Annotated in this window: 23 protein-coding genes; 8 read left to right on the forward strand and 15 right to left on the reverse strand. The window is 59.7% G+C overall.

Going from position 1 to position 25,081, the window contains the following annotated elements; translation table 11 throughout:
* Positions 1-52 precede the first annotated feature (52 nt).
* From yidC to rpmH, 4 genes are read right to left on the reverse strand one after another with little or no spacing between them, the layout of a single operon-like run.
* Complete coding sequence (gene yidC, locus BLU71_RS22020; RefSeq protein WP_064365205.1) at positions 53-1,735, reverse strand: membrane protein insertase YidC; 1,683 nt, start codon at positions 1,733-1,735, stop codon at positions 53-55.
* A gap of 2 nt (positions 1,736-1,737) precedes the next feature.
* On the reverse strand, positions 1,738-1,983 hold the full coding sequence (gene yidD / locus BLU71_RS22025) for a membrane protein insertion efficiency factor YidD (RefSeq protein ID WP_027901580.1): 246 nt from the start codon (positions 1,981-1,983) through the stop codon (positions 1,738-1,740).
* A complete protein-coding gene (gene rnpA, locus BLU71_RS22030) occupies positions 1,976-2,377 on the reverse strand; it encodes a ribonuclease P protein component (protein ID WP_039757776.1) in 402 nt (133 codons plus the stop codon). The genes yidD and rnpA overlap by 8 nt, the downstream gene beginning before the upstream one ends.
* A 16-nt stretch (positions 2,378-2,393) precedes the next feature.
* Positions 2,394-2,528 carry a 50S ribosomal protein L34 gene (rpmH, locus tag BLU71_RS22035; protein WP_003213577.1) on the reverse strand — a complete coding sequence of 45 codons (135 nt, stop codon included), beginning with the start codon at positions 2,526-2,528 and terminating at the stop codon, positions 2,394-2,396.
* 566 nt (positions 2,529-3,094) lie between these two features.
* Here rpmH and dnaA point away from each other — a divergent pair.
* Genes dnaA through gyrB form a run of 4 tightly spaced genes read left to right on the forward strand, consistent with a single transcriptional unit; the run spans position 3,095 to position 9,296 of the window.
* Entirely contained in the window at positions 3,095-4,612 is a 1,518-nt protein-coding gene (gene dnaA, locus BLU71_RS22040; protein ID WP_042607981.1) for a chromosomal replication initiator protein DnaA, read from the forward strand.
* A gap of 39 nt (positions 4,613-4,651) precedes the next feature.
* On the forward strand, positions 4,652-5,755 hold the full coding sequence (gene dnaN, locus BLU71_RS22045) for a DNA polymerase III subunit beta (protein ID WP_016772390.1): 1,104 nt from the start codon (positions 4,652-4,654) through the stop codon (positions 5,753-5,755).
* Between the two features lie 14 nt (positions 5,756-5,769).
* The gene (recF, locus tag BLU71_RS22050) at positions 5,770-6,873 is read left to right on the forward strand and encodes a DNA replication/repair protein RecF (RefSeq protein WP_042607980.1); all 1,104 of its coding nucleotides are present in this window, start codon (positions 5,770-5,772) and stop codon (positions 6,871-6,873) included.
* Between the two features lie 5 nt (positions 6,874-6,878).
* Complete coding sequence (gene gyrB, locus BLU71_RS22055; RefSeq protein ID WP_024014948.1) at positions 6,879-9,296, forward strand: DNA topoisomerase (ATP-hydrolyzing) subunit B; 2,418 nt, start codon at positions 6,879-6,881, stop codon at positions 9,294-9,296.
* Between the two features lie 69 nt (positions 9,297-9,365).
* On the opposite strand, the gene BLU71_RS22060 is transcribed toward gyrB, so the two are convergent.
* Entirely contained in the window at positions 9,366-10,556 is a 1,191-nt protein-coding gene (locus BLU71_RS22060) for a CgeB family protein (protein WP_083354361.1), read from the reverse strand.
* A gap of 47 nt (positions 10,557-10,603) precedes the next feature.
* Positions 10,604-11,323, reverse strand: a complete 720-nt coding sequence (locus BLU71_RS22065; protein WP_064365207.1) for a response regulator transcription factor — start codon at positions 11,321-11,323, stop codon at positions 10,604-10,606.
* A 164-nt stretch (positions 11,324-11,487) separates the two neighbouring features.
* On the opposite strand from BLU71_RS22065, the gene BLU71_RS22070 reads away from it, so the two are divergent.
* A complete protein-coding gene (locus BLU71_RS22070; protein ID WP_042607978.1) occupies positions 11,488-13,023 on the forward strand; it encodes a sensor histidine kinase in 1,536 nt (511 codons plus the stop codon).
* A 167-nt stretch (positions 13,024-13,190) separates the two neighbouring features.
* On the opposite strand, the gene BLU71_RS22075 is transcribed toward BLU71_RS22070, so the two are convergent.
* The 4 genes from BLU71_RS22075 to glyQ all read right to left on the reverse strand — a co-directional run bounded on the left by BLU71_RS22075 (position 13,191) and on the right by glyQ (position 17,602).
* Positions 13,191-13,970, reverse strand: a complete 780-nt coding sequence (locus BLU71_RS22075; RefSeq protein WP_042607977.1) for a lysophospholipid acyltransferase family protein — start codon at positions 13,968-13,970, stop codon at positions 13,191-13,193.
* Between the two features lie 83 nt (positions 13,971-14,053).
* Entirely contained in the window at positions 14,054-14,593 is a 540-nt protein-coding gene (gene gmhB, locus BLU71_RS22080) for a D-glycero-beta-D-manno-heptose 1,7-bisphosphate 7-phosphatase (RefSeq protein WP_172667891.1), read from the reverse strand.
* Between the two features lie 4 nt (positions 14,594-14,597).
* Entirely contained in the window at positions 14,598-16,652 is a 2,055-nt protein-coding gene (glyS, locus tag BLU71_RS22085; protein WP_083353886.1) for a glycine--tRNA ligase subunit beta, read from the reverse strand.
* The gene (gene glyQ, locus BLU71_RS22090; protein WP_003187265.1) at positions 16,649-17,602 is read right to left on the reverse strand and encodes a glycine--tRNA ligase subunit alpha; all 954 of its coding nucleotides are present in this window, start codon (positions 17,600-17,602) and stop codon (positions 16,649-16,651) included. The genes glyS and glyQ overlap by 4 nt, the downstream gene beginning before the upstream one ends.
* An 81-nt stretch (positions 17,603-17,683) precedes the next feature.
* On the opposite strand from glyQ, the gene tag reads away from it, so the two are divergent.
* Both tag and BLU71_RS22100 read left to right on the forward strand, forming a co-directional pair.
* Positions 17,684-18,241 carry a DNA-3-methyladenine glycosylase I gene (gene tag / locus BLU71_RS22095; protein WP_042607974.1) on the forward strand — a complete coding sequence of 186 codons (558 nt, stop codon included), beginning with the start codon at positions 17,684-17,686 and terminating at the stop codon, positions 18,239-18,241.
* 40 nt (positions 18,242-18,281) lie between these two features.
* Positions 18,282-19,169 (forward strand): lysophospholipid acyltransferase, encoded by an 888-nt coding sequence (locus tag BLU71_RS22100; protein ID WP_024014955.1) that lies wholly within the window; start codon positions 18,282-18,284, stop codon positions 19,167-19,169.
* A gap of 57 nt (positions 19,170-19,226) precedes the next feature.
* On the opposite strand, the gene BLU71_RS22105 is transcribed toward BLU71_RS22100, so the two are convergent.
* The 5 genes from BLU71_RS22105 to def form a co-directional block, all read right to left on the reverse strand.
* Positions 19,227-19,541, reverse strand: coding sequence for a tetratricopeptide repeat protein (locus BLU71_RS22105; RefSeq protein WP_083353887.1), 315 nt, complete (start codon positions 19,539-19,541; stop codon positions 19,227-19,229).
* 86 nt (positions 19,542-19,627) lie between these two features.
* Positions 19,628-21,004 (reverse strand): Trk system potassium transporter TrkA, encoded by a 1,377-nt coding sequence (gene trkA / locus BLU71_RS22110; RefSeq protein WP_042608251.1) that lies wholly within the window; start codon positions 21,002-21,004, stop codon positions 19,628-19,630.
* Positions 21,005-21,025: 21 nt separating this feature from the next.
* The gene (rsmB, locus tag BLU71_RS22115) at positions 21,026-22,336 is read right to left on the reverse strand and encodes a 16S rRNA (cytosine(967)-C(5))-methyltransferase RsmB (protein ID WP_083353888.1); all 1,311 of its coding nucleotides are present in this window, start codon (positions 22,334-22,336) and stop codon (positions 21,026-21,028) included.
* Entirely contained in the window at positions 22,333-23,292 is a 960-nt protein-coding gene (fmt, locus tag BLU71_RS22120; RefSeq protein WP_042608253.1) for a methionyl-tRNA formyltransferase, read from the reverse strand. The genes rsmB and fmt overlap by 4 nt, the downstream gene beginning before the upstream one ends.
* A gap of 57 nt (positions 23,293-23,349) precedes the next feature.
* Positions 23,350-23,856, reverse strand: coding sequence for a peptide deformylase (gene def / locus BLU71_RS22125; protein WP_042608254.1), 507 nt, complete (start codon positions 23,854-23,856; stop codon positions 23,350-23,352).
* Positions 23,857-24,015: 159 nt separating this feature from the next.
* Between def and BLU71_RS22130 the strand changes: the two genes are divergently transcribed.
* On the forward strand, positions 24,016-25,041 hold the full coding sequence (locus BLU71_RS22130) for a LysM peptidoglycan-binding domain-containing protein (protein WP_064365214.1): 1,026 nt from the start codon (positions 24,016-24,018) through the stop codon (positions 25,039-25,041).
* The last annotated feature ends 40 nt before the right edge of the window (positions 25,042-25,081 follow it).

Genomic DNA, 25,081 nt, shown 5'->3' on the forward strand with positions numbered 1-25,081 from the left:
AGCAAAACGCCCCACTAGGGGGCGTTTTGAGTGGTGTTATCCACAGTGCAAGTTACGCCTCGGCTTTTTTCGTCGCCGCTTCGATCTTACGCGTGATGTACCACTGTTGTGCAATCGACAGGCAGTTGTTCACAACCCAGTACAGTACCAGGCCCGCCGGGAACCACAGGAAGAAGAAGGTGAAGATGATTGGCATCATTTTCATCACTTTCGCCTGCATCGGATCCGGAGGAGTCGGGTTCAACTGCTGCTGGATGAACATGGTCGCGCCCATGATGATCGGCAGAATGAAGAACGGATCCTTGATCGAGAGGTCAGTGATCCACAGCATGAACGGCGCCTGGCGCATTTCCACGCTTTCCAGCAGAACCCAGTACAGCGACAGAAAGACCGGCATCTGCACGAGGATCGGCAAGCAGCCGCCCAGCGGATTGATCTTCTCTTTCTTGTACAGCTCCATCATGGCTTGCGACATTTTCTGCCGGTCATCGCCATGTTGCTCTTTCAGCGCTGCCAGTTTCGGTGCCACGGCACGCATGCGCGCCATCGATTTGTAGCTGGCCGCCGACAGGGGGAAGAAAATCCCTTTGATCAGCATGGTCAGGAAAATGATCGACCAGCCCCAGTTACCAACGATGGCATGGATGTGCTGCAGCAACCAGAAGATCGGCTGGGCAATGAACCACAGGATGCCGTAGTCGACAGTCAGTTCCAGACCTGGGGACAACTCTTTCAGTACCGCCTGACTTTTCGGACCGGCATACAGCACAGCGCTGGTTTCAACCTTGGCGCCCGGAGCAGCGGTCAAGGTAGGACCGGTGTAACCGATGATGTAGTTGCCTTTGCTGTCTTTACGGGTCTGGACGATGTTGTTTTCGCCCTTCGCCGGAATCCACGCAGTCACGAAGTAGTGCTGCAGCCAGGCCACCCAACCACCGGTGACGGTTTCCTTGAGCTGCGCCTTGTCCATGTCCTTCATCGACACTTTCTTGTACGGCTCGGAACTTGTCCACAGGGCGGCGCCCAGGTAAGTCGCGGTGCCGGTAGCAGTTGTCGACGATGGATCAGCGCTGGCGTCGCGCTTCAACTGGGCAAACATTGCGCCGTTCCAGGGCTGAGCGCTCTGGTTATCCACAATGTAGGAGACAGCCACGTCGTACAGGCCACGTTTCACGGTGAAACGCTTGATGTAGTTGACGCCATCCTTGCTGAATTTCAGGTCAACGACGAGTTGATCCTGACCGTCAGCCAGTTGGTAAACCTTCTTCTCCGACGAGTAAACCGGACGACCGGCCGGATTTGCATCCGGGCCGTTGGTGCCGATCAGACCGCTCTGAGCCAGATATACACGTTCGCCGCCGTTATCGAACAACTGGAACGGCACATCAGGACGGTCCTGGCGACGTGGATACAGAGGCAGAGTCAGTTGTGCAACGTCGCCACCCTGTGGATCGATCGCCAGATCGAGCACATCGGTCTTGACCTGAATCAGGTCCTTGCTGGCGGCGACCGGCGTTTCGGCTGGTGCGGTGGTATCGCTGGCGGCGCGCGGAATATCGTCACTGGCGGCAGTACTGGTGCCAGTGGCGGTGTCCGGCAAACCGGATGTAGTCGTACTGGAAGCAACATTCTGAGTCGGCAGGGCAGCCTGGCCATAATCCTGGTTCCATTTAAGAACCATGACGTAGGACACGATTGCCAGGGCGACGATCAGGATCGTGCGTTTGATATCCATGATTACTCGGCCATCGAAGAAGAACGGGAGGTAGGGACAGGTGGAACCGGGTCATAACCACCGGGATTCCACGGATGACAGCGACCTAAACGACGAAAGGTCAGCCAGCCACCGCGCAGAAGGCCATGATTTTCAATGGCTTCATACGCGTAGCAGGAACAACTGGGGTAGAAGCGACAGTGGCTGGCCATTAAAGGACTAATGGCATAGCGATAAAACTGGATCGGAACGAGGGCCAGTTTACGCATCGGTACTGTCTACCCCTACAGTTTCGGTTTTGACTGCCGGAACGGGCTTGTTGCGCGCCAGACGCTTCCAGAGTTTGCCGAAATGCTGAATCAATTCGGGGTTTTCTACATCACCCAAACCTTTGCGCGCGACGATAACGATGTCCCAGCCGACCAGTGAATCCTGGTGCAGACGGAACGATTCGCGCATCAGACGTTTGAGGCGATTGCGCTCAACGGAAAGCTTTACGCTCTTTTTCCCGATAACCAGCCCGAGACGGGGGTGATCAAGATCGTTGTCGCGTGCAAGGAGCAGGAGATTTTTCCCCGGAACCTTGCCGGTAGGGGAGTCAAAGACTGCCTTGAAATGCCGGGGGGTAAGCAGACGCTTTTCCCGACTGAAGTCCTGACTCACCTCCAGTACCGGATTATCAAACTGCCAGACGCGCACGACCTTTGGCGCGACGACGCGACAGGACTGCGCGGCCGTTCTTGGTAGCCATGCGAGCACGGAAACCGTGGGTACGAGCGCGTTTGATAGTGCTTGGTTGGAAAGTACGTTTCATGTCGTGTTACCTGGTTCGTCCACAACGGGCCGGAATGGCCCCCGTTTTAAGAGACCGGGGATTCTAGAGAAAGCAAGCCTTCAGGTCAATTTCCAACCAGCGTTTCCTTATAAATAGATCTCGGCACGGTTTCAGCTCGAAAGCCTGTCCGCCAGATATAGAAATAAAGAAGGGAAGTATTTAAAGCTTTTCTGTAAAGCTTGTAAAAGCTAGACACGGCATCTTCTGTGGATAAGTGCCACCAGGCCTTGTTGCTTCTGGTGTACAGAGAATGACAACTACAGTGGAAAACCGTGTTCAGCCTGTGCTGCGCCCTCGGATAAGCTGTGTGTGGAATGGGTGGTTATCCACAGCGAGGTTATCCACCGAGTTCACCCCCCAGTTGTCCAGTGCCCTCAAGGGCGTTTATCCACAGGGCTTATTCACACGCCGTTGGTCGCTTTTAGCAGCGATAGTGCATTGATAAATGATGGCGACGGCGCTACCTGCATGTGGATAAGTGAACCGCTCGCCGCTACAATGGCCGCTTGTTTTTGCCTCACCGGCTTTCAACTTAGGGGATATCCGTGTCAGTGGAACTTTGGCAGCAGTGCGTGGAGCTTTTGCGCGAAGAGCTGCCTGCCCAACAATTCAACACCTGGATCCGTCCACTACAGGTCGAAGCCGAAGGCGACGAGTTGCGCGTCTACGCACCGAATCGTTTCGTGCTGGACTGGGTCAACGAAAAGTACCTGGGTCGCGTCATTGAGTTGCTGGATGAGCACGGCAATGGCTCGACGCCGGCGTTGTCCTTGTTAATAGGCAGCAAACGCAGCTCGGCACCCCGTGCCGCACCGAACGCGCCACTGGCGGCCGCGCAGGTTTCCCAGGCGCAGGCTAATAACGTACCTGCGAGTAACCCGGCGCCCGCGCCCGCTCCGGCCAAGCGTTCCACGCAGAAAACCGCTGAAGTCAGCGAAGAGCCGTCCCGCGACAGCTTCGACCCGATGGCCGGTGCCGCTTCGCAGCAGGCCCCGGTTCGCGCCGAACAGCGCACCGTGCAGGTAGAAGGTGCGCTCAAGCACACCAGTTATCTCAACCGCACCTTCACCTTCGAGAATTTCGTCGAAGGCAAGTCGAACCAGCTCGCCCGTGCGGCGGCCTGGCAGGTGGCGGACAATCCCAAGCACGGTTACAACCCGCTGTTCCTTTATGGTGGCGTCGGTCTGGGTAAGACCCACTTGATGCATGCGGTGGGCAACCATCTATTAAAGAAGAATCCGAATGCCAAGGTCGTGTACCTGCATTCCGAGCGTTTCGTGGCCGACATGGTCAAGGCGCTGCAACTGAACGCGATCAACGAGTTCAAGCGTTTCTATCGTTCGGTGGACGCTTTGCTCATCGACGACATTCAGTTCTTTGCCCGCAAGGAGCGCTCCCAGGAAGAGTTTTTCCACACCTTCAACGCTCTGCTTGAAGGTGGCCAGCAGGTCATTCTCACCAGTGACCGCTACCCGAAAGAAATCGAAGGTCTTGAGGAACGCCTCAAATCCCGCTTCGGCTGGGGCCTGACGGTGGCCGTCGAGCCGCCGGAACTCGAAACCCGCGTGGCGATCCTGATGAAGAAGGCCGACCAGGCCAAAGTCGAGTTGCCCCATGACGCCGCGTTCTTCATTGCCCAGCGCATCCGTTCCAACGTCCGCGAACTGGAGGGCGCGCTGAAACGCGTGATCGCCCACTCGCACTTCATGGGCCGCGACATCACCATCGAGCTGATTCGCGAATCCCTGAAAGACCTGTTGGCATTGCAGGACAAACTGGTCTCTGTGGATAACATTCAGCGCACCGTCGCCGAGTATTACAAGATCAAGATTTCCGACTTGCTGTCCAAGCGGCGTTCGCGCTCGGTGGCACGTCCGCGTCAGGTGGCCATGGCGTTGTCCAAGGAGCTGACCAACCACAGCCTGCCGGAAATTGGCGATGTGTTTGGCGGCCGCGACCACACCACCGTGCTGCACGCCTGCCGCAAGATCAACGAACTTAAGGAATCCGACGCGGACATCCGCGAGGACTACAAGAACCTGCTGCGTACACTGACCACTTGATGAACACCAGCGCAGCTTATTAAGGCAAGGGACTAGACCATGCATTTCACCATTCAACGCGAAGCCCTGTTGAAACCCCTGCAACTGGTCGCAGGCGTCGTCGAGCGTCGACAGACCTTGCCGGTACTGTCCAACGTGCTGTTGGTCGTCGAAGGCCAGCAATTGTCGCTGACCGGTACCGACCTTGAGGTCGAACTGGTCGGTCGTGTGCAACTTGAAGAGCCGGCCGAAACTGGTTCCATTACCGTGCCTGCGCGCAAGTTGATGGATATCTGCAAAAGCCTGCCCAACGATGCGCTGATCGACATCAAGGTCGACGAGCAGAAGCTGGTGGTAAAGGCCGGCCGTAGCCGTTTCACCCTGTCGACCCTGCCGGCCAACGATTTCCCGACCGTCGAAGAAGGCCCGGGCTCGCTGACCTGCAGCCTGGAGCAGAGCAAACTGCGTCGACTGATCGAGCGCACCAGCTTCGCCATGGCTCAGCAGGACGTGCGTTATTACCTCAACGGCATGCTGCTGGAAGTTTCCGCGGGCGTGATCCGCGCCGTGGCCACCGATGGTCACCGTCTGGCCATGTGCTCGATGCAGGCCGATATCGGTCAGCCGGATCGTCATCAGGTGATCGTGCCGCGCAAAGGTATCCTCGAACTGGCGCGTCTGCTCACCGAGCCCGATGGCAACGTCAGCATCGTCCTCGGTCAGCACCATATCCGCGCTACCACCGGCGAGTTCACCTTCACCTCGAAACTGGTCGACGGTAAATTCCCGGATTACGAGCGCGTACTGCCGAAAGGTGGCGACAAGCTGGTACTCGGCGATCGTCAGGCATTGCGTGAAGCGTTCAGCCGTACCGCGATTCTGTCCAACGAGAAGTACCGCGGTATCCGTCTGCAACTGGCCAGCGGTCAGTTGAAAATCCAGGCCAACAACCCGGAGCAGGAAGAAGCGGAAGAAGAAGTGGGTGTTGAATACAACGGCGGTTCCCTGGAAATCGGCTTTAACGTGAGCTACCTGCTCGACGTGCTGGGCGTGATGACCACCGAGCAGGTACGCCTGATCCTGTCCGACTCCAACAGCAGTGCGCTGGTGCAAGAGTCCGACAATGACGACTCGGCTTACGTTGTCATGCCGATGCGTCTGTAATCAGCTGATCCTGAATGTCGTTAAGTCGTGTTTCGGTCACCGCGGTGCGCAATCTGCACCCGGTGACCTTCTCCCCCTCCCCCCGCATCAACATCCTTTACGGCGCCAACGGCAGCGGCAAAACCAGTGTTCTGGAAGCCATTCACCTGCTGGGGCTTGCCCGTTCGTTTCGTAGCACGCGGCTGTTGCCTGTCATTCAGTACGAACAACTCGCCTGTACCGTATTCGGTCAGGTTGAACTGGCGGAAGGTGGTCAGAGTGCCTTGGGGATTTCTCGAGACCGTCAGGGCGAGTTCCAGATTCGCATCGATGGCCAGAACGCCCGCAGCGCTGCACAACTGGCCGAGATCCTGCCACTACAGTTGATCAACCCGGACAGTTTCCGTCTGCTGGAAGGTGCGCCGAAGATTCGCCGGCAGTTTCTCGATTGGGGCGTGTTCCACGTCGAACCGCGTTTCATGGCCACATGGCAGCGGCTTCAGAAGGCCTTGCGCCAGAGAAATTCTTGGCTGCGGCATGGTACACTTGACGCCGTTTCGCAAGCGGTTTGGGACAGGGAACTGTGCCAGGCCAGCGCTGAAATCGATGAATACCGCCGCGCTTACATCACAGCCTTGAAACCGGTCTTCGAACAGACCTTGAGCGAACTGGTTGAGCTCGAGGGTTTGACGCTCAGCTATTACCGAGGCTGGGACAAGGACCGCGATTTGAGCGCCGTACTGGCTGGATCCGTGCAACGGGACCAGCAGATGGGGCATACCCAGGCCGGCCCGCAACGCGCTGATTTGCGTCTCAGATTGGGCGCACACAATGCCGCGGACATCCTGTCCCGGGGTCAGCAGAAGCTGGTGGTCTGTGCGCTGCGGATTGCCCAAGGCCACCTGGTCAGCCAGGCCCGCCGCGGTCAGTGTATTTATCTGGTGGATGACTTGCCGTCCGAACTGGACGAGAGCCATCGTCGCGCGCTGTGCCGCTTGCTGGAAGACTTACGCTGCCAGGTGTTCATCACCTGTGTAGATCACGAATTACTGAGGGAAGGCTGGCAGACGGAAACGCCGGTCGCTTTGTTCCACGTGGAACAGGGCCGTATCACCCAGACCCACGACCATCGGGAGTGAAGGCATTGAGCGAAGAAAATACGTACGACTCAACGAGCATTAAAGTGCTGAAAGGCCTGGATGCCGTACGCAAACGTCCCGGTATGTACATTGGTGACACCGACGATGGCAGCGGTCTGCACCACATGGTGTTCGAGGTGGTCGACAACTCGATCGACGAAGCCCTCGCCGGCCATTGCGACGACATCAGCATCATCATCCACCCGGACGAGTCCATCACCGTTAAAGACAACGGTCGTGGCATTCCGGTAGACGTGCATAAAGAGGAAGGCGTGTCCGCCGCCGAGGTCATCATGACCGTCCTCCACGCTGGCGGTAAGTTCGACGACAACTCCTATAAAGTATCCGGCGGTCTGCACGGTGTAGGTGTGTCGGTAGTGAACGCGCTGTCCGAAGAGCTGGTTCTGACCGTTCGCCGTAGCGGCAAGATCTGGGAACAGACCTACGTCCACGGCGTACCTCAGGCGCCAATGGCCATCGTTGGCGACAGCGAGACCACCGGTACGCAGATTCACTTCAAGGCTTCCAGCGAAACCTTCAAGAACATTCACTTCAGCTGGGACATCCTCGCCAAGCGCATTCGTGAACTGTCCTTCCTCAACTCCGGTGTCGGCATCGTCCTCAAGGATGAGCGCAGCGGCAAGGAAGAGCTGTTCAAGTACGAAGGCGGCCTGCGTGCATTCGTTGAATATCTGAACACCAACAAGACTGCGGTCAATCAGGTGTTCCACTTCAATATCCAGCGTGAAGACGGCATCGGCGTGGAAATCGCCCTGCAGTGGAACGACAGCTTCAATGAGAACCTGTTGTGCTTCACCAACAACATTCCGCAGCGCGACGGCGGTACTCACCTGGTGGGCTTCCGTTCGGCACTGACTCGTAACCTGAACAACTACATCGAGCAGGAAGGTCTGGCGAAGAAGCACAAAGTCGCCACAACCGGTGACGATGCCCGTGAAGGCCTGACCGCAATCATCTCGGTGAAAGTCCCGGATCCGAAGTTCAGCTCGCAGACCAAAGACAAGCTGGTGTCTTCCGAAGTGAAAACTGCGGTTGAGCAGGAGATGGGCAAATACTTCTCCGACTTCCTCCTGGAAAACCCCAACGAAGCCAAGCTGGTGGTCGGCAAGATGATCGACGCCGCGCGTGCCCGTGAAGCCGCGCGCAAGGCGCGTGAGATGACCCGCCGCAAAGGCGCGCTGGACATCGCCGGCCTGCCGGGCAAGCTCGCTGACTGCCAGGAAAAAGACCCGGCGCTGTCCGAACTGTACCTCGTGGAAGGTGACTCCGCGGGCGGCTCTGCCAAGCAGGGACGTAACCGCAAGACCCAGGCGATCCTGCCGTTGAAGGGCAAGATCCTCAACGTCGAGAAGGCCCGTTTCGACAAGATGATCTCGTCCCAGGAAGTGGGCACGCTGATCACCGCGCTGGGCTGCGGCATCGGTCGCGAAGAGTACAACATCGACAAGCTGCGCTATCACAACATCATCATCATGACCGATGCTGACGTCGACGGTTCGCACATCCGTACCCTGCTGCTGACCTTCTTCTTCCGTCAGTTGCCGGAGCTGATCGAGCGGGGCTACATCTACATCGCCCAGCCGCCGCTGTACAAGGTCAAGAAAGGCAAGCAAGAGCAATACATCAAAGACGACGACGCCATGGAAGAGTACATGACGCAGTCGGCCCTTGAAGATGCAAGCCTGCACCTCAACGAAGAAGCCCCGGGCATTTCCGGTGAAGCGCTGGAGCGTCTGGTGAATGACTTCCGCATGGTCATGAAGACCCTCAAGCGTCTGTCGCGCCTGTACCCACAGGAGCTGACCGAGCACTTCATCTACCTGCCAGCCGTCAGCCTGGAAACACTGGGCGACCACGCAGCGATGCAAGAGTGGCTGGCCCAGTACGAAGTTCGCCTGCGTACCAACGAGAAGTCCGGCCTGGTCTACAAGGCCAGCCTGCGCGAAGACCGTGAACGTGGCGTCTGGCTGCCAGAGGTCGAGCTGATCTCCCACGGCCTGTCGAACTACGTCACCTTCAACCGCGACTTCTTCGGCAGCAACGACTACAAAACCGTGGTCACCCTGGGCGCGCAACTCAGCACCCTGCTCGACGAAGGTGCGTACATCCAGCGTGGAGAACGCAAGAAAGCCGTTACCGAGTTCAAGGAAGCGCTCGACTGGCTGATGGCCGAAAGTACCAAGCGCCACACTATCCAGCGCTATAAAGGTCTGGGCGAAATGAACCCGGATCAACTGTGGGAAACCACCATGGACCCAAGCGTGCGCCGCATGCTGAAAGTCACCATCGAAGACGCCATCGGCGCAGATCAGATCTTCAACACCCTGATGGGTGATGCGGTCGAACCTCGCCGGGACTTCATCGAAAGCAACGCGTTGGCAGTATCCAACCTGGACTTCTGATCTGGTTGCTACCCGCTCAGAAAAACCCCGGCCAGTGCGCCGGGGTTTTTTATGTCTGAAGGAACGAGCTCAGCGATACCAGCGGCTGAGCGCCCCCGGCTCTCCGCGCAGCTCGCTCTGCACCGTGGTCAACATGTCGCTCATGCGCTGCACAAACGTATGGTTTTGCGCCAATGTCACCCGCCCCTGCCGGGCAATCGTCCTGCGCTCATCATCGTGCTCGAGGTAATAAGCGCAGATCTCCAGCAAGTCCTGAGTGTCCCGGTAGATCACCAGATCTTTGCCATCGGTGAACAGCCTGTGCAGATCCTCCTTGTCGTTGGTGACAAGGAAGCCGCCACAGCTGAGCACATCGAAGACGCGCATCGGCAGACCGGATTCGACGAACGAACGGATGATGTTGAGGTTGATTTTCGAGCGCTGGAAAATCCTTGGCATCTCAGTGAAGTGCTCGGCATGTTGGACATAGCTGCTTACCTGGGCCTGCCATTCATCATTGCCATACACGGCAACCCTGAAACGTTTTTCAAGCCGCTGGATGACCTCGATGCGTTCCTGCCACGAGTGCTCTCTACCCAGCAGGTAAGCGAGTTTTTCCGCCACCGACAAATAGCGATCGCCCGCCAGCGGGTAGTTGGACTCCAGCTTGATGGTGCTGATGAACTCATCAGCCAGTTGCGCCGACAGGTTGAAGAAACCGTCGGACTGATCCAGCGAGTCGATCAGTCGCTTGCAACGCTCACCGGTCTGCGACGACAGATGCGGCAATATCGAGGTGCGAAACTCAGTGCGGGTCAGGTTCGCAACGAAGCTGATGTCATGTTCCGCCAGTGAATGCTGCTCGTGAACATCGATCTGGCTGATGCGCTCCAGGTTCGCCGCGACCGGCAGATGGTAAACCTGACGAACCCCGCTCTGCCTCAGCCGCCGGGCCACTGCCGCGTCGTAGATGAAGGTAAAGCTGTGCGAATGATTGATGGCCTTGTCGTAGATCGGGTAACACGGGGTATCGATCACCCAGGCCAGGTAAGGGATTTTCAGCAGCTCGCAGACTTCACTGATGTACTGATTGAAGTTGATGGTAAGCACATAGTCGGGTCGCGTGCTCATCAGGCCCATGACGTTGTCTTCGTTCAGCGCCAGCGTTGTCACGCGCAGACCCAGGGCCTGCAATGCCTCGGCACAGTCACCCGAGATGACGGTGGCCTCGAACACTACTATAGAGGCGGCGGTTTTTGATTGTTCGGAATACGCAGTCAATTCCCTCAGACCTTTTTCATCTTTGATAATTTTCCGGCCGTCGTGGCTCACTCATTCCCGGTCGCCACACTCTCCAACCGATACCCATAGCCATAAATCGTCAGCAGTTGCCAACCCCGATCCGCGGTCAGCCCGAGCTTGTTGCGCAGCCGGTAGATGTGCGTATCCAGCGGTCGCGAGGAAGTGGTCTCTTCGTTTGGCCAGAAGCGCTCATACAGATAATCCCGCGACAACGGCCGACCCAGATTACTGAACAGACACCGCGCCAGGCGATACTCGCGTTCAGTCATGAGAATCGGTTTGCCTTCACGGGTGACGGTCAGTTCGGCGTCGTCGAAAGTCAGATCGTGAAAGGTCTGCACTTCACCCGCCGCGCTGCGCGGTTGGCTATGCCGACGCAATACCGCCGCCACCCTCGCCTTCAACTCGTTGGGGCGAAACGGCTTGCTGACATAATCATCGGCGCCGGCATTCAAGGCTTGAACGATATCGCTCTCGCCATCGCGGCTGGTCAGCATGATCGCTGCCGGTGGCGCATCCATGTGTTCGCGGGTCCAGCGCAGCAGCGCCAGACCTGTCAGGTCGGGGAGTTGCCAGTCGAGGATCAGCAGGTCGAAAGTCTCCCGACGCAGCTGGCGCAACAAGTCTTCGCCGCGCTCGAAGCTGTGCAGTGACCATGGCTGTTCTCCGGCCTCGGCCATTTGCTCCAGGGTTTGCTCGACCCGGCGCAGCTCGGCGGGTTCGTCGTCCAGAATGGCAACGCGCATCGGCGGTGTTCCTTGTCGCTGGGGCTGGGATGTCGACAATAACCACTCTACAGCCACGATGAAAGAAGCGGCCCGTTGGCGTTCGACGTCCGCTATGATTCTTCGGGTCCACGCCTCAGACCTGAGACCTATGAAACCCACCACACGGCCTTGCCGTTCGCGCCATGCGTAAACCTCAACGCCGACATGAAAGTCGTGAGCCAAGCCAGGTGCAGCGTCTATTCCGGCGACTGGTGCGCGAGTGGTTGTGGATAAGTCTAGTGCTATTGCCGCTGACTGCCCTGTTGTCTTATCGCGCCCAGGACAATCTGCACAATCCCTCTCCTGCCTCTGGCGCGCTGCTGTCGGTGGCGATGGTCGCGGGTGTGCTGGGATTATTGCTGTGGCGGCCGCGTTGGGCGCTGTGGGTAACCTTGACTGGTATGGCGTGTACGCTGATCAGCAGCGCCATACTCGCTGAGATTCGCTACTGGTGGTCGCCCACGTCTGCCGCGCTGGGCATGTTGTTCGGTTACCTGATCTGGAACTGGCGGCGCCTGAGTGTGGTGCTCACCTACTTCGGCTGGGAGCTGGCGCGTCTGGACAGCGAACCGAAGGTCTTCCCGGAGCGACGCCGGACCCGCTTCACCGGCGCTGACCGTTTGCAGGGACAGATCATGGCGCTCGAACAAGCCATGAGCCGCACCCGCGATACGCGGCGCTTCATTGCCGATGGCCTGGAGTATTTGCCTGTGGCGACGCTGATCAGCGACCCGCAGGGCAAGATTCTGCTAGGCAATCGTAAAGCACGTGAGTTGTTCGACGATCCGTTGGTGGGCGATGACGTACTCGATCAACTGGCACGACTCGGCTATCCGGAATTATCCACAGCGCCGCGACCAGCGCTGGCAACGCTGGCGCTGCTGGAATTTCGTGATCACAAGGAACGCAGTCTGCGCCTGGAAAGAGCGGCGCTGCTGCCGGTCGACGGCGATACGCCAATCGGTTGGCTGCTCAGCCTGACTGACTTGAGCGCTGAACGCGCGGCGGAGGAACAGCGCGGCGTGCTGCTGCGTTTTCTTTCCCACGACCTGCGCGCCCCCCATTCGGCGATCCTCGCCCTGCTCGATGTGCATCGTCACCAGGCGGGGGCCGACGCACCGTTGTTCGAGCAGATCGAACGCCAGGTTCGCCGCGCGCTGGATCTGACCGATGGTTTTGTCCTGTTGGCGCGAGCTGAGTCCGAGACCTACCAGTTCCGCCCGACGTTATTCGCGATGCTGGTCTTGGACGTGCTGGATCAGGCCTTACCCATCGCCCAGCAGAAACGTATCGAACTGCTGAATCAAGTCGACGAGGAATGTCAGGAGCGGCTGATTCTCGCCGATCAGGGGTTGCTGACGCGCGCCCTGTTCAACCTGCTGGAGAACGCGATCAAGTACAGTCCGGCAGACACAACTGTGCAACTGAAGGTGACTTGTCACGGGCCATGGCTGCGCTGCGAATTGACCGACCAGGGCAAGGGCATCGCTGCCGATGAATTGCCTGACCTGTTCAGCCAGTATCGGCGCTTCTCCTCGGCCCAGGGCATCGACGGCGTGGGCCTGGGCCTGTCGATGGTCAAGGCGGTGATCGATCATCATGGCGGCACGATCGAGTGTCACAGCGTGGTCGATGCGGGAACCACCTTCTGCATCGAGTTGCCGCTGATTGCAGAATGAAGGGGCACAAAAAAACCGGCTATAACGGCCGGTTTTTTTACATCCGAATAAAACTTATGCACGGATTTCGTTCAACTTATCGATTTTGAAATATGTATAAAAATCAGCAAGTTATAGAACGATTACGGTCATTTCAGGCGAAAGCGTACACAGGTTATCCACAAAATTCAGACAGCCAGTCGATCACTTGCGGCCGGCGCCTGTGGCGCCGGTGGCAGCGAGCCCATCTCGCGTTGGGTTTTCTCGTTCCACGCTTGCACTCGGTCATTCAGATCAGCGATGGCCCGCGGCCCACTACCTTCGGCATACATCGGTTCGCCAATGACCACGGTGATAACTCCGGACTGTTTGCCCCAGCCGATTTTCGGCCAGAATTTGCCGGCATTGTGTGCAATCGGCAGCACCGGAAGCGCCGCATTCACTGCCAATGCGCTGCCACTGCGGGAGAATTTTCCGACGGTGCCGTAGGGCACTCGTGTGCCTTCAGGGAAGATCAGCACCCAGACGTTGTCCTTGAGCAGCTCGTCGCCTTTGGCCGCGACTTGTTTGAGCGCGGCTTTGGGGTTGTCGCGGTCGATGGCGATCGGGCGCAGCATGGCCATGGCCCAGCCGAAGAACGGTACGTAAAGCAGTTCGCGCTTGAGCACCTGGCTCAAGGGCGAGAAATAAGCGGAGAGAAAAAACGTCTCCCAAGTGCTCTGGTGGTTCGACTGAATCACACAGGGCCGGTCCGGCACGTTTTCCGCACCTTTGATTTCGTAGCGGATACCGAGGAACACCTTGGTCAGCCACAGGGCGCAACGGCACCAGTACACGTTGATAAAACGATAGCGCGCTTTGAAAGACAGAAAGGGCGCAATGAAAAAGCTCAGGCTGCACCACAGCAACGCTGTTGTGCCCAGCAGCAGATAGAAAAGAAAGATTCTGAAGGCCCGCAGTATCGACATGGCGACGGTTACCGTTACGGGGCAATGCCCGACTGTTCAAGCGCACTCCCGAGCAATCCCTGGCCAGGAAATTCAGAAGTACTCTAGTTGTGGATAAGTTCTGCGGCAATCGCCGCCAGATCGTCAAAAATCAGAGTGCCAACCGGCAGGGTCTTGCCCTGAGTCTTCTCGCCTTTTCCGGTCTTCACCAAAACTGGCTGTGAATCGACGGCTTTGGCGGCCTCCAGGTCACCAAGGCTGTCGCCGACGAACCAGACATTGGTCAGCTCGACGTTGTAATGCGCGGCGATGGTTTTCAGCATCCCCGGTTTCGGCTTGCGGCAATCGCAACCTTCATCCGGGCCATGCGGGCAGTAAACGATCAAGCCGACTTCACCGCCCTGCTCCGCCACCAGCTCGCGCAGGCGCGCGTGCATGGCGTCGAGGGTGGCGAGGTCGTAATAGCCGCGAGCAATGCCCGACTGGTTGGTGGCCACCGCCACCGTCCAGCCGGCCTTGCTCAACTGCGCGATCGCTGCGATCGAGCCGGGCAGCGGAATCCACTCCTCCACCGACTTGATGTAGGCATCGGAGTCGTAATTGATCACGCCGTCACGATCGAGAATCAGCAGTTTCAACAGCAATCCCTCAACCCAACAGCGAAATGTCGGCAACGCCGAGGAACAGGCCACGCAGGCGCGCCAGCAGCGCGTAACGGTTGGCCCGCACATTGGCGTCGTCGGCATTGACCATCACCGCGTCGAAGAACGCGTCGACCGGCTCGCGCAGTGCCGCCAGGCGCGCCAGCGATTCGTTGTACTGACGCGCCGCGGCCATCGGCTGCACCGCCTGATCCGCTTGCTGGATCGCCGAATACAGCGAGAACTCGTTGGCATTGTCGAAGTACTTGGCTTCGACCACAGTGGGTACCGAGCCTTCGACTTTGCTCAACAGGTTCGACACCCGCTTGTTCACCGCCGCCAGCGCTGCCGCTTCCGGCAGTTTGCGGAAGGCCTGCACCGCTTGTACACGCTGGTCGAAGTCCAGCGCCGAACCCGGCTTGAGCGCACGTACCGACAGGTAGGTGGCGACATCGACGCCTTCGTCTTCATAGCGCGCTCGCAGACGGTCGAAGATGAACTCCAGCACCGCCTCGTTGAGGCCGGCAGCCTTGACCTTGCCGCCGAACGCAGTCACGGCGAAGGCCACGGCGTCGTTCAGGTCGAGATCGAGTTTCTTTTCGATCAGGATACGCAGCACACCCAGTGCCGCGCGGCGCAGGGCATACGGGTCTTTGCTGCCGGTTGGCAGCATGCCGATACCGAAGATACCGACCAGGGTGTCGAGTTTGTCGGCGATGGCGACGGCTGCACCGGTCAGGGTCGCCGGCAATTCCGCGCCGGCACCGCGTGGCATGTACTGCTCGTTCAATGCCAGCGCGACGTCCTGCGGCTCGCCGTCATTGAGGGCGTAGTAATAACCGGCGACGCCTTGCATCTCCGGGAACTCGCCGACCATTTCGGTGGCCAGGTCGCACTTCGACAGCAGGCCTGCGCGGGCAGCCCACGAAGCGTTGCCGCCGATGCGTGCGGCGATGTACGCGGCCAGTTTCGATACGCGCTCGGCCTTGTCGTAGACGCTGCCGAGTTTTTCCTGGAACACCACGTTCTGCAGGCGCAGGTTGAACGCTTCGAGCTTCTGCTTCTTGTCCTGCTTGAAGAAGAACTCGGCGTCGGTCAGACGTGGGCGCACGACTTTCTCATTGCCGGCGATGATCTGCTGCGGGTCTTTGCTTTCGATATTGGCCACAGTGATGAAACGTGGCAGCAACTTGCCGTCGGCATCCAGCAGGCAGAAGTACTTCTGGTTGTCCTGCATGGTGGTGATCAGCGCTTCCTGCGGCACGTCGAGGAAACGCTCCTCGAACGAGCACACCAGCGGAACCGGCCATTCGACCAGCGCGGTCACTTCGTCGAGCAGCGCCGGTGGCACGATCGCAGTGCCTTCCTGGCGCGTGGCCAGTTCTTCGGTACGCTTGCTGATGATTTCGCGACGCTCGTTGGCGTCGGCCAATACGTACGCGGCACGCAGGTCGGCGAGGTAGCTCGACGGCGAACCGATGCGCACGGCTTCCGGATGATGGAAACGGTGACCACGGGAATCTCGGCCAGCCTTCTGCGCGAGGATGGTGCAGTCGATGACCTGGTCACCGAGCAGCATCACCAGCCACTGGGTCGGACGCACGAACTCTTCCTTGCGCGCACCCCAACGCATGCGTTTCGGGATTGGCAGGTCGTTCAACGAATCTTCGACGATGGTCGGCAGCAGGCTCGCGGTCGGTTTGCCGGCGATGTTCTGGCTGTAGCGCAGTTTCGGACCGCTTTGATCGATTTCGCTCAAGTCGACGCCGCACTTTTTGGCGAAGCCGAGGGCGGCCTGAGTCGGATTGCCGTCAGCGTCGAACGCGGCCTGACGTGGCGGGCCGTCGAGGTTGATGCTGCGATCCGGCTGCTGAGTGGCCAGCGCAGTGATCAGCACGGCCAGGCGACGCGGCGCGGCATAAACGGTTTTGCTTTCGTAGCTCAGGCCGGCGGCTTGCAGGCCCTTGTCGATACCGGCGAGGAACGCTTCAGCCAACGTATTGAGGGCTTTGGGTGGCAGTTCTTCGGTGCCCAGTTCAACCAGAAAATCTTGCGCACTCATTGTGCAGCCTCCAGCTTGGCCAGTACTTCGTCACGCAGGTCCGGGGTCGCCATCGGGAAGCCCAGCTTGGCGCGTGCCAGCAGGTAGGCTTGCGCAACGGAACGCGCCAGGGTGCGCACGCGCAGAATGTATTGCTGACGCGCAGTCACCGAGATCGCCCGGCGCGCATCCAGCAGGTTGAAGGTATGCGAAGCCTTCAGCACCATTTCGTAGCTTGGCAACGGCAGCGGCTGGTCGAGTTCGATCAGGCGCTTGGCTTCGCTTTCATAGAAGTCGAACAGTTCGAACAGTTTGTCGACGTTGGCGTGTTCGAAGTTGTAGGTGGACTGCTCCACTTCGTTCTGGTGGAACACGTCGCCGTAGGTGACTTTGCCGAACGGGCCGTCAGCCCAGACCAGGTCGTAGACCGAATCGACGCCTTGCAGGTACATGGCCAGGCGCTCGAGACCGTAGGTGATCTCGCCGGTCACCGGGTAGCACTCGATGCCCCCCGCTTGCTGGAAGTAGGTGAACTGGGTGACCTCCATGCCGTTGAGCCAGACTTCCCAGCCCAGACCCCAGGCGCCGAGGGTCGGCGATTCCCAGTTGTCTTCGACGAAACGGATGTCGTGGACCAGCGGATCGAGGCCGACATGCTTGAGCGAGCCCAGATACAGTTCCTGGAAGTTGTCCGGGTTCGGCTTGAGCACCACCTGAAACTGGTAGTAGTGCTGCAGACGGTTCGGGTTTTCGCCGTAACGGCCGTCAGTCGGACGGCGGCTTGGCTGTACGTAAGCGGCGTTCCAGGTTTCCGGGCCGATGGCGCGCAGGAAGGTCGCGGTGTGGAAAGTGCCGGCGCCTACTTCCATATCGTAGGGCTGAAGTACCACACAACCTTGCTCGGCCCAGTATTGCTGGAGCGCGAGGATCAAGTCTTGGAAGGTACGCACGGCTGGCGTAGGCTGGCTCACGAAATTCACCTGTTTCTTGGGCTGCGATTTAAAGAGCGGGAGTATACCCGATTCGTTGCTGCGCACGCCCCCTGGAGCCTTATGCCACGCTGCTTTTGGTGTACCGAAGATCCGCTGTACATGGCTTATCACGATCAGGAGTGGGGCACGCCGCTACGCGATGCGCAGGGTTTGTTCGAGTTGCTTTTGCTCGAAGGGTTCCAGGCCGGGCTGTCGTGGATCACCGTGCTGCGCAAGCGCGAGCGTTATCGTCAGGTGCTCTTCGGCTTCGATGTGCAGCGCGTGGCGCAGATGAGCGACGCCGAGATCGATGAACTGATGCTCGACCCTGGCATCATCCGCAACCGCCTGAAACTCAACGCTGCCCGGCGCAATGCGCAAGCCTGGCTGGCGCTGGAGGATCCGGTGGCGTTCCTCTGGTCGTTCGTTGGCGACCGACCGATCATCAATCATTTCAAGGATCGCAGCGAAGTCCCGGCGATCACCCCCCAAGCGCTGGCGATGAGCAAAGCGCTGAAAAAGGCCGGCTTCACCTTCGTCGGCCCGACCATTTGCTACGCGCTGATGCAGGCCTCGGGCATGGTCATGGACCACACCCAGGATTGCGACCGCTACGCGCAGCTTGCCAACGGCGGTTAGAATGCCCGCCTCGCGCATCGCACATAATCAGGAGTGACCTGTGGAAAAGTTTAAAGGCGCCTTGCTGGTAGGCGCTCTGCGGCTGTTTGCCCTGCTGCCATGGCGAGCCGTGCAAGCCGTGGGTTCGGCGATCGGCTGGATCATGTGGAAAACCCCCAACCGCTCCCGCGACGTGGTGCGGATCAACCTTGCCAAGTGTTTTCCACAGATGGATGCGGCCGAGCGCGAGCGTCTGGTCGGTCAGAGTCTGAAGGACATCGGCAAGTCGCTGACAGAAAGCGCCTGCGCATGGATCTGGCCGGCGCAGCGTTCGATTGATCTGGTCCGCGAAGTCGAAGGCCTCGATGTGCTCAAGGATGCGCTGGCTTCGGGCAAAGGCGTGGTCGGCATCACCAGCCACCTGGGCAACTGGGAAGTGCTCAACCATTTCTATTGCAGCCAGTGCAAACCGATCATTTTCTACCGTCCGCCGAAGCTCAAGGCTGTGGATGAATTGCTGCGCAAACAGCGCGTGCAACTGGGCAACAAGGTCGCTGCTTCCACCAAGGAGGGCATCCTCAGTGTGATCAAGGAAGTGCGCAAGGGTGGTGCAGTTGGCATTCCCGCCGACCCGGAACCGGCCGAGTCCGCCGGGATTTTCGTGCCGTTCTTCGCCACTCAGGCACTGACCAGCAAATTCGTGCCGAACATGCTCGCCGGCGGCAAAGCGGTCGGAGTGTTCCTGCACGCCCTGCGCCTGCCTGACGGCTCAGGCTACAAAGTGATCCTCGAAGCCGCGCCAGAAGCGATGTACAGCACCGATACCGCAGAGTCCTGCGCAGCCATGAGCAAAGTGGTCGAGCGTTACGTCGCGGCGTATCCGAGCCAGTACATGTGGAGCATGAAACGCTTCAAGAAGCGTCCGCCGGGTGAGGCGCGTTGGTACTGAGCAACCTCGATAGCGTGACGGTTGATGCAGACGGGCTCGCCTTGCTCAATCGGTAGCTCAAGGCGCCTGTCGCTCGAGCTTCTTCAGGAACACCGTCATCTCCTTTTCGGCCTGTTTGTCACCCTGGGCGCGGGCCGCTTCCAGGCCTTGTTCCCAGGCCTGACGCGCAGCGGCGTGATCGCCCAGCGCCAGCTGCGCCTTGCCCAGCAATTTCCACGCTGCCGAGTATTTCGGATCGAACGCCACACAGCGCTGAAAATGCTCGGCAGCCCTGGCGTTTTCACCCAGATCCAGATAACCCTTGCCCAGGCCGAAGCGCAACAGAGCGTTATCCACACCCTTGGCGAGCATTTTTTCCAGGGATTCGAGCATTGGTGGATTCCTTTCTTTTGTTCGTCAGAGAACCTGCGAGTCTTTCATACCGCTTTCGCGAGCAGGCTGGACACACGAAAATCGGATCAGAAAAAGCTCAGACCCACATGAAACAGCTTCTCCACATCGCGAATATGTTTTTTATCCACAAGGAACAGAATCACATGGTCGCCCGCTTCGATCACCGTGTGGTCGTGGGCGATGATCACTTTCTCGTTGCGGATCACCGCGCCGATGGTGGTGCCCGGCGGCAGGCCGATCTTCTCGATCGGCTTGCCGATCACCTTGCTGGATTTCGCATCACCGTGGGCAATCGCTTCAATCGCTTCCGCCGCGCCCCGTCGCAGTGAGTGCACGCTGACGATATCGCCGCGGCGCACGTGGGCGAGCAAGGTGCCGATGGTCGCCAGTTGCGGGCTGATGGCGATGTCGATGTCGCCGCCCTGGATCAGGTCGACATAAGCCGGGTTGTTGATGATCGTCATGACCTTCTTCGCCCCCAGCCGTTTGGCCAGTAGCGAGGACATGATGTTGGCTTCATCATCATTGGTCAGGGCGAGGAAGATATCGGCGTCGGCGATGTTCTCCTCCAGCAGCAGATCGCGGTCCGAGGCACTGCCCTGCAAGACCACGGTGCTGTCGAGGGTGTCGGAGAGATAGCGGCAGCGCGCCGGGCTCATCTCGATGATCTTCACCTGATAGCGGCTTTCGATGGCCTCGGCCAGGCGCTCGCCGATCTGCCCGCCACCGGCGATGACGATGCGTTTGTAGGTCTCGTCGAGACGGCGCATTTCGCTCATCACCGCGCGGATGTCCTCACGGGCGGCGATGAAGAACACTTCGTCATCGGCTTCGATCACCGTGTCGCCCTGGGGCAGGATCGGCCGGTCACGGCGGAAGATCGCCGCCACGCGGGTTTCGACGTTCGGCATGTGCTCGCGCAACTGGCGCAGTTGCTGACCCACCAGCGGCCCGCCGTAATAGGCGCGCACCGCCACCAGTTGCGCCGCGCCTTCGGCGAAGTCGATCACCTGCAAGGCGCCGGGATGCTGGATCAGGCGCTTGATGTAATTGGTCACCACTTGCTCGGGGCTGATCAGCACGTCGACCGGAATCGCTTCGTTCTGGAACAGCTGTTCCTCGCGGTTGAGGTACGACGCTTCGCGCACCCGGGCGATCTTGGTCGGCGTGTGGAACAGCGTGTGCGCGACCTGGCAGGCGACCATGTTGGTCTCGTCGCTGTTGGTCACCGCGACCAGCATGTCGGCGTCGTCGGCACCGGCCTGACGCAGCACCGACGGCAGCGAGCCGCGGCCCTGCACAGTGCGGATGTCGAGGCGGTCGCCGAGGTCGCGCAGGCGCTCGCCGTCGGTGTCGACCACGGTGATGTCGTTGGCCTCGCTGGCCAGATGTTCGGCCAGCGAACCGCCGACCTGTCCCGCACCGAGGATGATGATTTTCATCCAGTCACTCCATGAATCCGTTTAGCCGCGCGCGGCAGCGATCTTGATCAGCTTGGCGTAGTAGAACCCGTCATGCCCGCCCTGCTGGGCCAGCAATTGGCGACCATGGGGCTGCTTGATCCCGGCGCTGGTGGCCAGATCCAGTTCGCGGGCACCCGGAGTGCGCTCAAGGAACGCGGCGACGACTTCAGTGTTCTCGGTCGGCAGCGTCGAGCAGGTGGCGTAGAGCAGGATGCCGCCGACCTCAAGGGTTTTCCACATGGCGTCGAGCAGTTCGCCTTGCAGTTGCGCGAGGGCGACGATGTCGTCGGGCTGGCGGGTCAGCTTGATGTCCGGATGGCGGCGGATCACCCCGGTGGCCGAGCACGGCGCATCGAGGAGGATGCGCTGGAACGGTTTGCCGTCCCACCACTTCGCCGTATCGCGGCCGTCGGCGGCGATCAGTTCAGCGTTCAAGCCGAGGCGTTCGAGGTTTTCCTTAACGCGCACCAGCCGTTTGGCTTCCAGATCCACCGCGACTACGCCGGCCAGCGCCGGTTCGGCTTCGAGGATATGGCAGGTCTTGCCGCCCGGGGCGCAGCAGGCGTCGAGCACCCGTTGGCCGGGCGCCAGATCGAGCAGATCGGCGGCCAGTTGCGCGGCTTCATCCTGCACGCTGATCCAGCCTTCGGCGAAACCCGGGAGGCTGCGTACATCGGCGGCGGCTTCGAGGACGATGCCGTCGCGGCTGTACACGCAAGGTGTCGCGGCGATCCCGGCTTCCCCCAGCAGCGCGAGATAAGCGTCGCGATTGTGATGGCGGCGGTTGACCCGCAGGATCATCGGCGGATGCGCGTTGTTCGCTGCACAGATCGCTTCCCATTGTTCCGGCCAGAAGGCTTTCAGGGATTTTTGCAGCCAGCGCGGGTGAGCGGTGCGCACTACGGGGTCGCGTTCTAGTTCGGCGAAAATCGTCTCGCTTTCGCGCTGGGCATTTCGCAGCACGGCGTTGAGCAGACCTTTGGCCCAAGGCTTTTTCAGCTTGTCGGCGCAACCGACGGTTTCGCCGATGGCGGCGTGGGCCGGTACACGGGTGTAGAGCAATTGATACAGACCAACCAGCAGCAGCGCCTCGACATCGGCGTCGGCGGCTTTGAATGGTTTCTGCAGCAGTTTTTCCGCCAGCGCTGAAAGACGCGGCTGCCAGCGTGCGGTGCCGAAGGCCAGATCCTGGGTGAAACCGCGATCGCGATCCTCGACCTTGTCCAGTTGCGTCGGCAGTGAGCTGTTCAGCGAAGCCTTGCCGCTGAGTACGGCAGCGAGGGCCTTGGCGGCGGCCAGACGCGGGTTCATTGCGCGTCCACCGCTGCGCCGAGCACGCTGCCGACGGCGAACTTCTCGCGGCGGCTGTTGAACAGATCGCTGAAGTTCAGGGCTTTGCCGCCGGGCAGTTGCAGGCGGGTCAGGCATAGCGCTTGGGCACCGCAGGCGACGATCAGGCCGTCCTTGCTGGCGCTGAGGATTTCGCCCGGAGCGCCAGTGCCTTCGGCCACTGTCGCGGCCAGCACTTTCAACGCTTCGCCATTGAGCGTGCTGTGGGTGATCGGCCACGGGTTGAAGGCGCGTACTAGGCGTTCAAGCTCAAGCGCCGGACGGCTCCAGTCGATGCGCGCTTCGTCTTTGTTCAGTTTGTGCGCGTAGGTGGCGAGCTCATCGTTTTGCACCTCGCCTTCAAGCGTGCCGGCAGCCAGACCGGCAATCGCCTGGACCACGGCGGGCGGACCCATCTCGGCGAGGCGATCATGCAGACTGCCGCCGGTATCTTCGGCGCTGATCGGAGTGACGACCTTGAGCAGCATCGGCCCGGTATCGAGGCCGGCTTCCATGCGCATCACGGTTACGCCACTTTCGGCATCGCCGTGTTCGACGGCGCGCTGGATCGGCGCCGCACCGCGCCAGCGCGGCAGCAGCGACGCATGGCTGTTGATGCAGCCCAGGCGCGGAATATCCAGCACCGCTTGCGGCAGGATCAGACCGTAGGCGACCACCACCATCAAGTCCGGCTTGAGCGCGGCCAGTTCAGCCTGGGCGTCGGCATTGCGCAAGGTCGGCGGTTGCAACACCTGGATATTATTTTCCAACGCGAGTTGTTTGACCGGGCTCGGCATGAGTTTTTGCCCACGGCCGGCCGGGCGATCCGGCTGGGTGTAGACCGCGACGATCTCGTACGGGCTGCTCAGCAGGGCCTTGAGGTGTTCGGCGGCAAATTCCGGGGTACCGGCAAAAACAATGCGCAGTGGCTCAGTCATGAAAGGCGTCTCATAAAAAGAAAAAGGCTTGCCGCAGCAAGCCTTTGAAGAGGGGCATCAAGCGTTCTGGCGGTGCAGCTTTTCCAGCTTCTTCTTGATCCGGTCGCGTTTGAGCGTGGACAGGTAATCGACGAACAATTTGCCGTTGAGGTGGTCGCATTCGTGCTGGATGCACACCGCGAGCAGGCCTTCGGCGATCAGCTCATAGGGCTTGCCGTCGCGGTCCAGCGCCTTGATTTTGACCTTCTGCGGGCGGTCGACGTTTTCGTAGAAGCCCGGTACCGAGAGGCAGCCTTCCTGGTACTGGTCCATGTCGTCGGTCAGCGGTTCGAACTCGGGGTTGATGAACACCCGTGGCTCGGTTCGGTCTTCGGACAGGTCCATCACGACGATACGTTTGTGCACGTTGACCTGGGTCGCGGCGAGGCCGATGCCCGGCGCTTCATACATTGTTTCAAACATGTCGTCGACCAACTGACGCACTTCGTCGTCCACTACGGCCACTGGTTTGGCGATAGTGCGCAGACGTGGGTCCGGAAATTCGAGGATGTTTAAAATGGCCATAGGCTTCGATTGCTGCACACGTTGAGTAAAGTCGGGTCGATGGCCTGGCGGGTCCGAAGATGCAGGCTACCGTTGTGAAGCGTAGCTTCTGAAAAACAGAAGCGAGCCACGGGGGCTCTGACGATTCACGCGAATGCACATGATAAAGGGATTCACTGCATGAGGAAAACACTACTCGCCCTGCTGCTTCTGGCTTCGGCCGGCGCCGCTCAAGGGCAAGTGCAACTCAGGGATGGTTTTCCACAGCAATACACGGTGGTTTCCGGAGACACCCTCTGGGACATTTCCGGCAAATACCTGCGCGAGCCCTGGCAATGGCCACAACTGTGGCGCGCCAACCCGGGGATCGAAAACCCCAACCTGATCTATCCCGGTGACACGCTGACCCTCAGCTACGTCGACGGCCAGCCGCAACTGACCGTCAATCGTGGCGAGTCGCGCGGCACCATCAAGCTCTCGCCACGAATTCGCACCAGCCCGGTGGCCGAGGCGATTCCGAGCATTCCGCTGAAATCGATCAACAGCTTTCTGCTGAGCAACCGCATCGTCGACAAGGCCGAAGACTTCGAGAAGGCGCCGTACATCGTCGCCGGCGATGCCGAGCGGGTGCTCAGTGGCACCGGTGACCGCATCTTCGCACGCGGCCATTTCGATCCGGAGCAGCCGGTGTACGGCATCTTCCGCCAGGGCAAGGTCTACACCGACCCGCAGACCAAGGAGTTTCTCGGCATCAACGCCGACGATATCGGTGGTGGCGAGATTGTTGCGACCGAAGGCGACGTCGCCACCCTCGCCCTGCAGCGCACCACCCAGGAAGTGCGCCTCGGTGACCGCCTGTTCGGCGGTGAAGAACGCTCGATCAATTCGACTTTCATGCCCAGCGCGCCGAAGCGTTCGATCGACGGTCTGATCATCGATGTGCCCCGCGGTGTCACGCAGATCGGCGCGATGGACGTGGTCACCCTGAACAAGGGCAAACGCGACGGACTGGCCGAAGGCAACGTACTGGCGGTGATGAAAACCGGTGAAACGGTGCGTGACCGGATCACCGGCCAGCCGCTGAAGATTCCCGATGAACGCGCCGGCCTGCTGATGGTATTCCGCACCTACGACAAACTCAGTTACGGCCTGGTGCTCAACGCTTCACGTTCGCTGGCGGTGCTCGACAAGGTGCGAAATCCGTAAGCTTGCTTAACAAGTTACCAACAGAGTTATCCACAGCTTG

Source organism: Pseudomonas moraviensis, assembly GCF_900105805.1.
In the GTDB taxonomy this organism is placed as follows: Bacteria; Pseudomonadota; Gammaproteobacteria; order Pseudomonadales; family Pseudomonadaceae; genus Aquipseudomonas; species Aquipseudomonas moraviensis_A.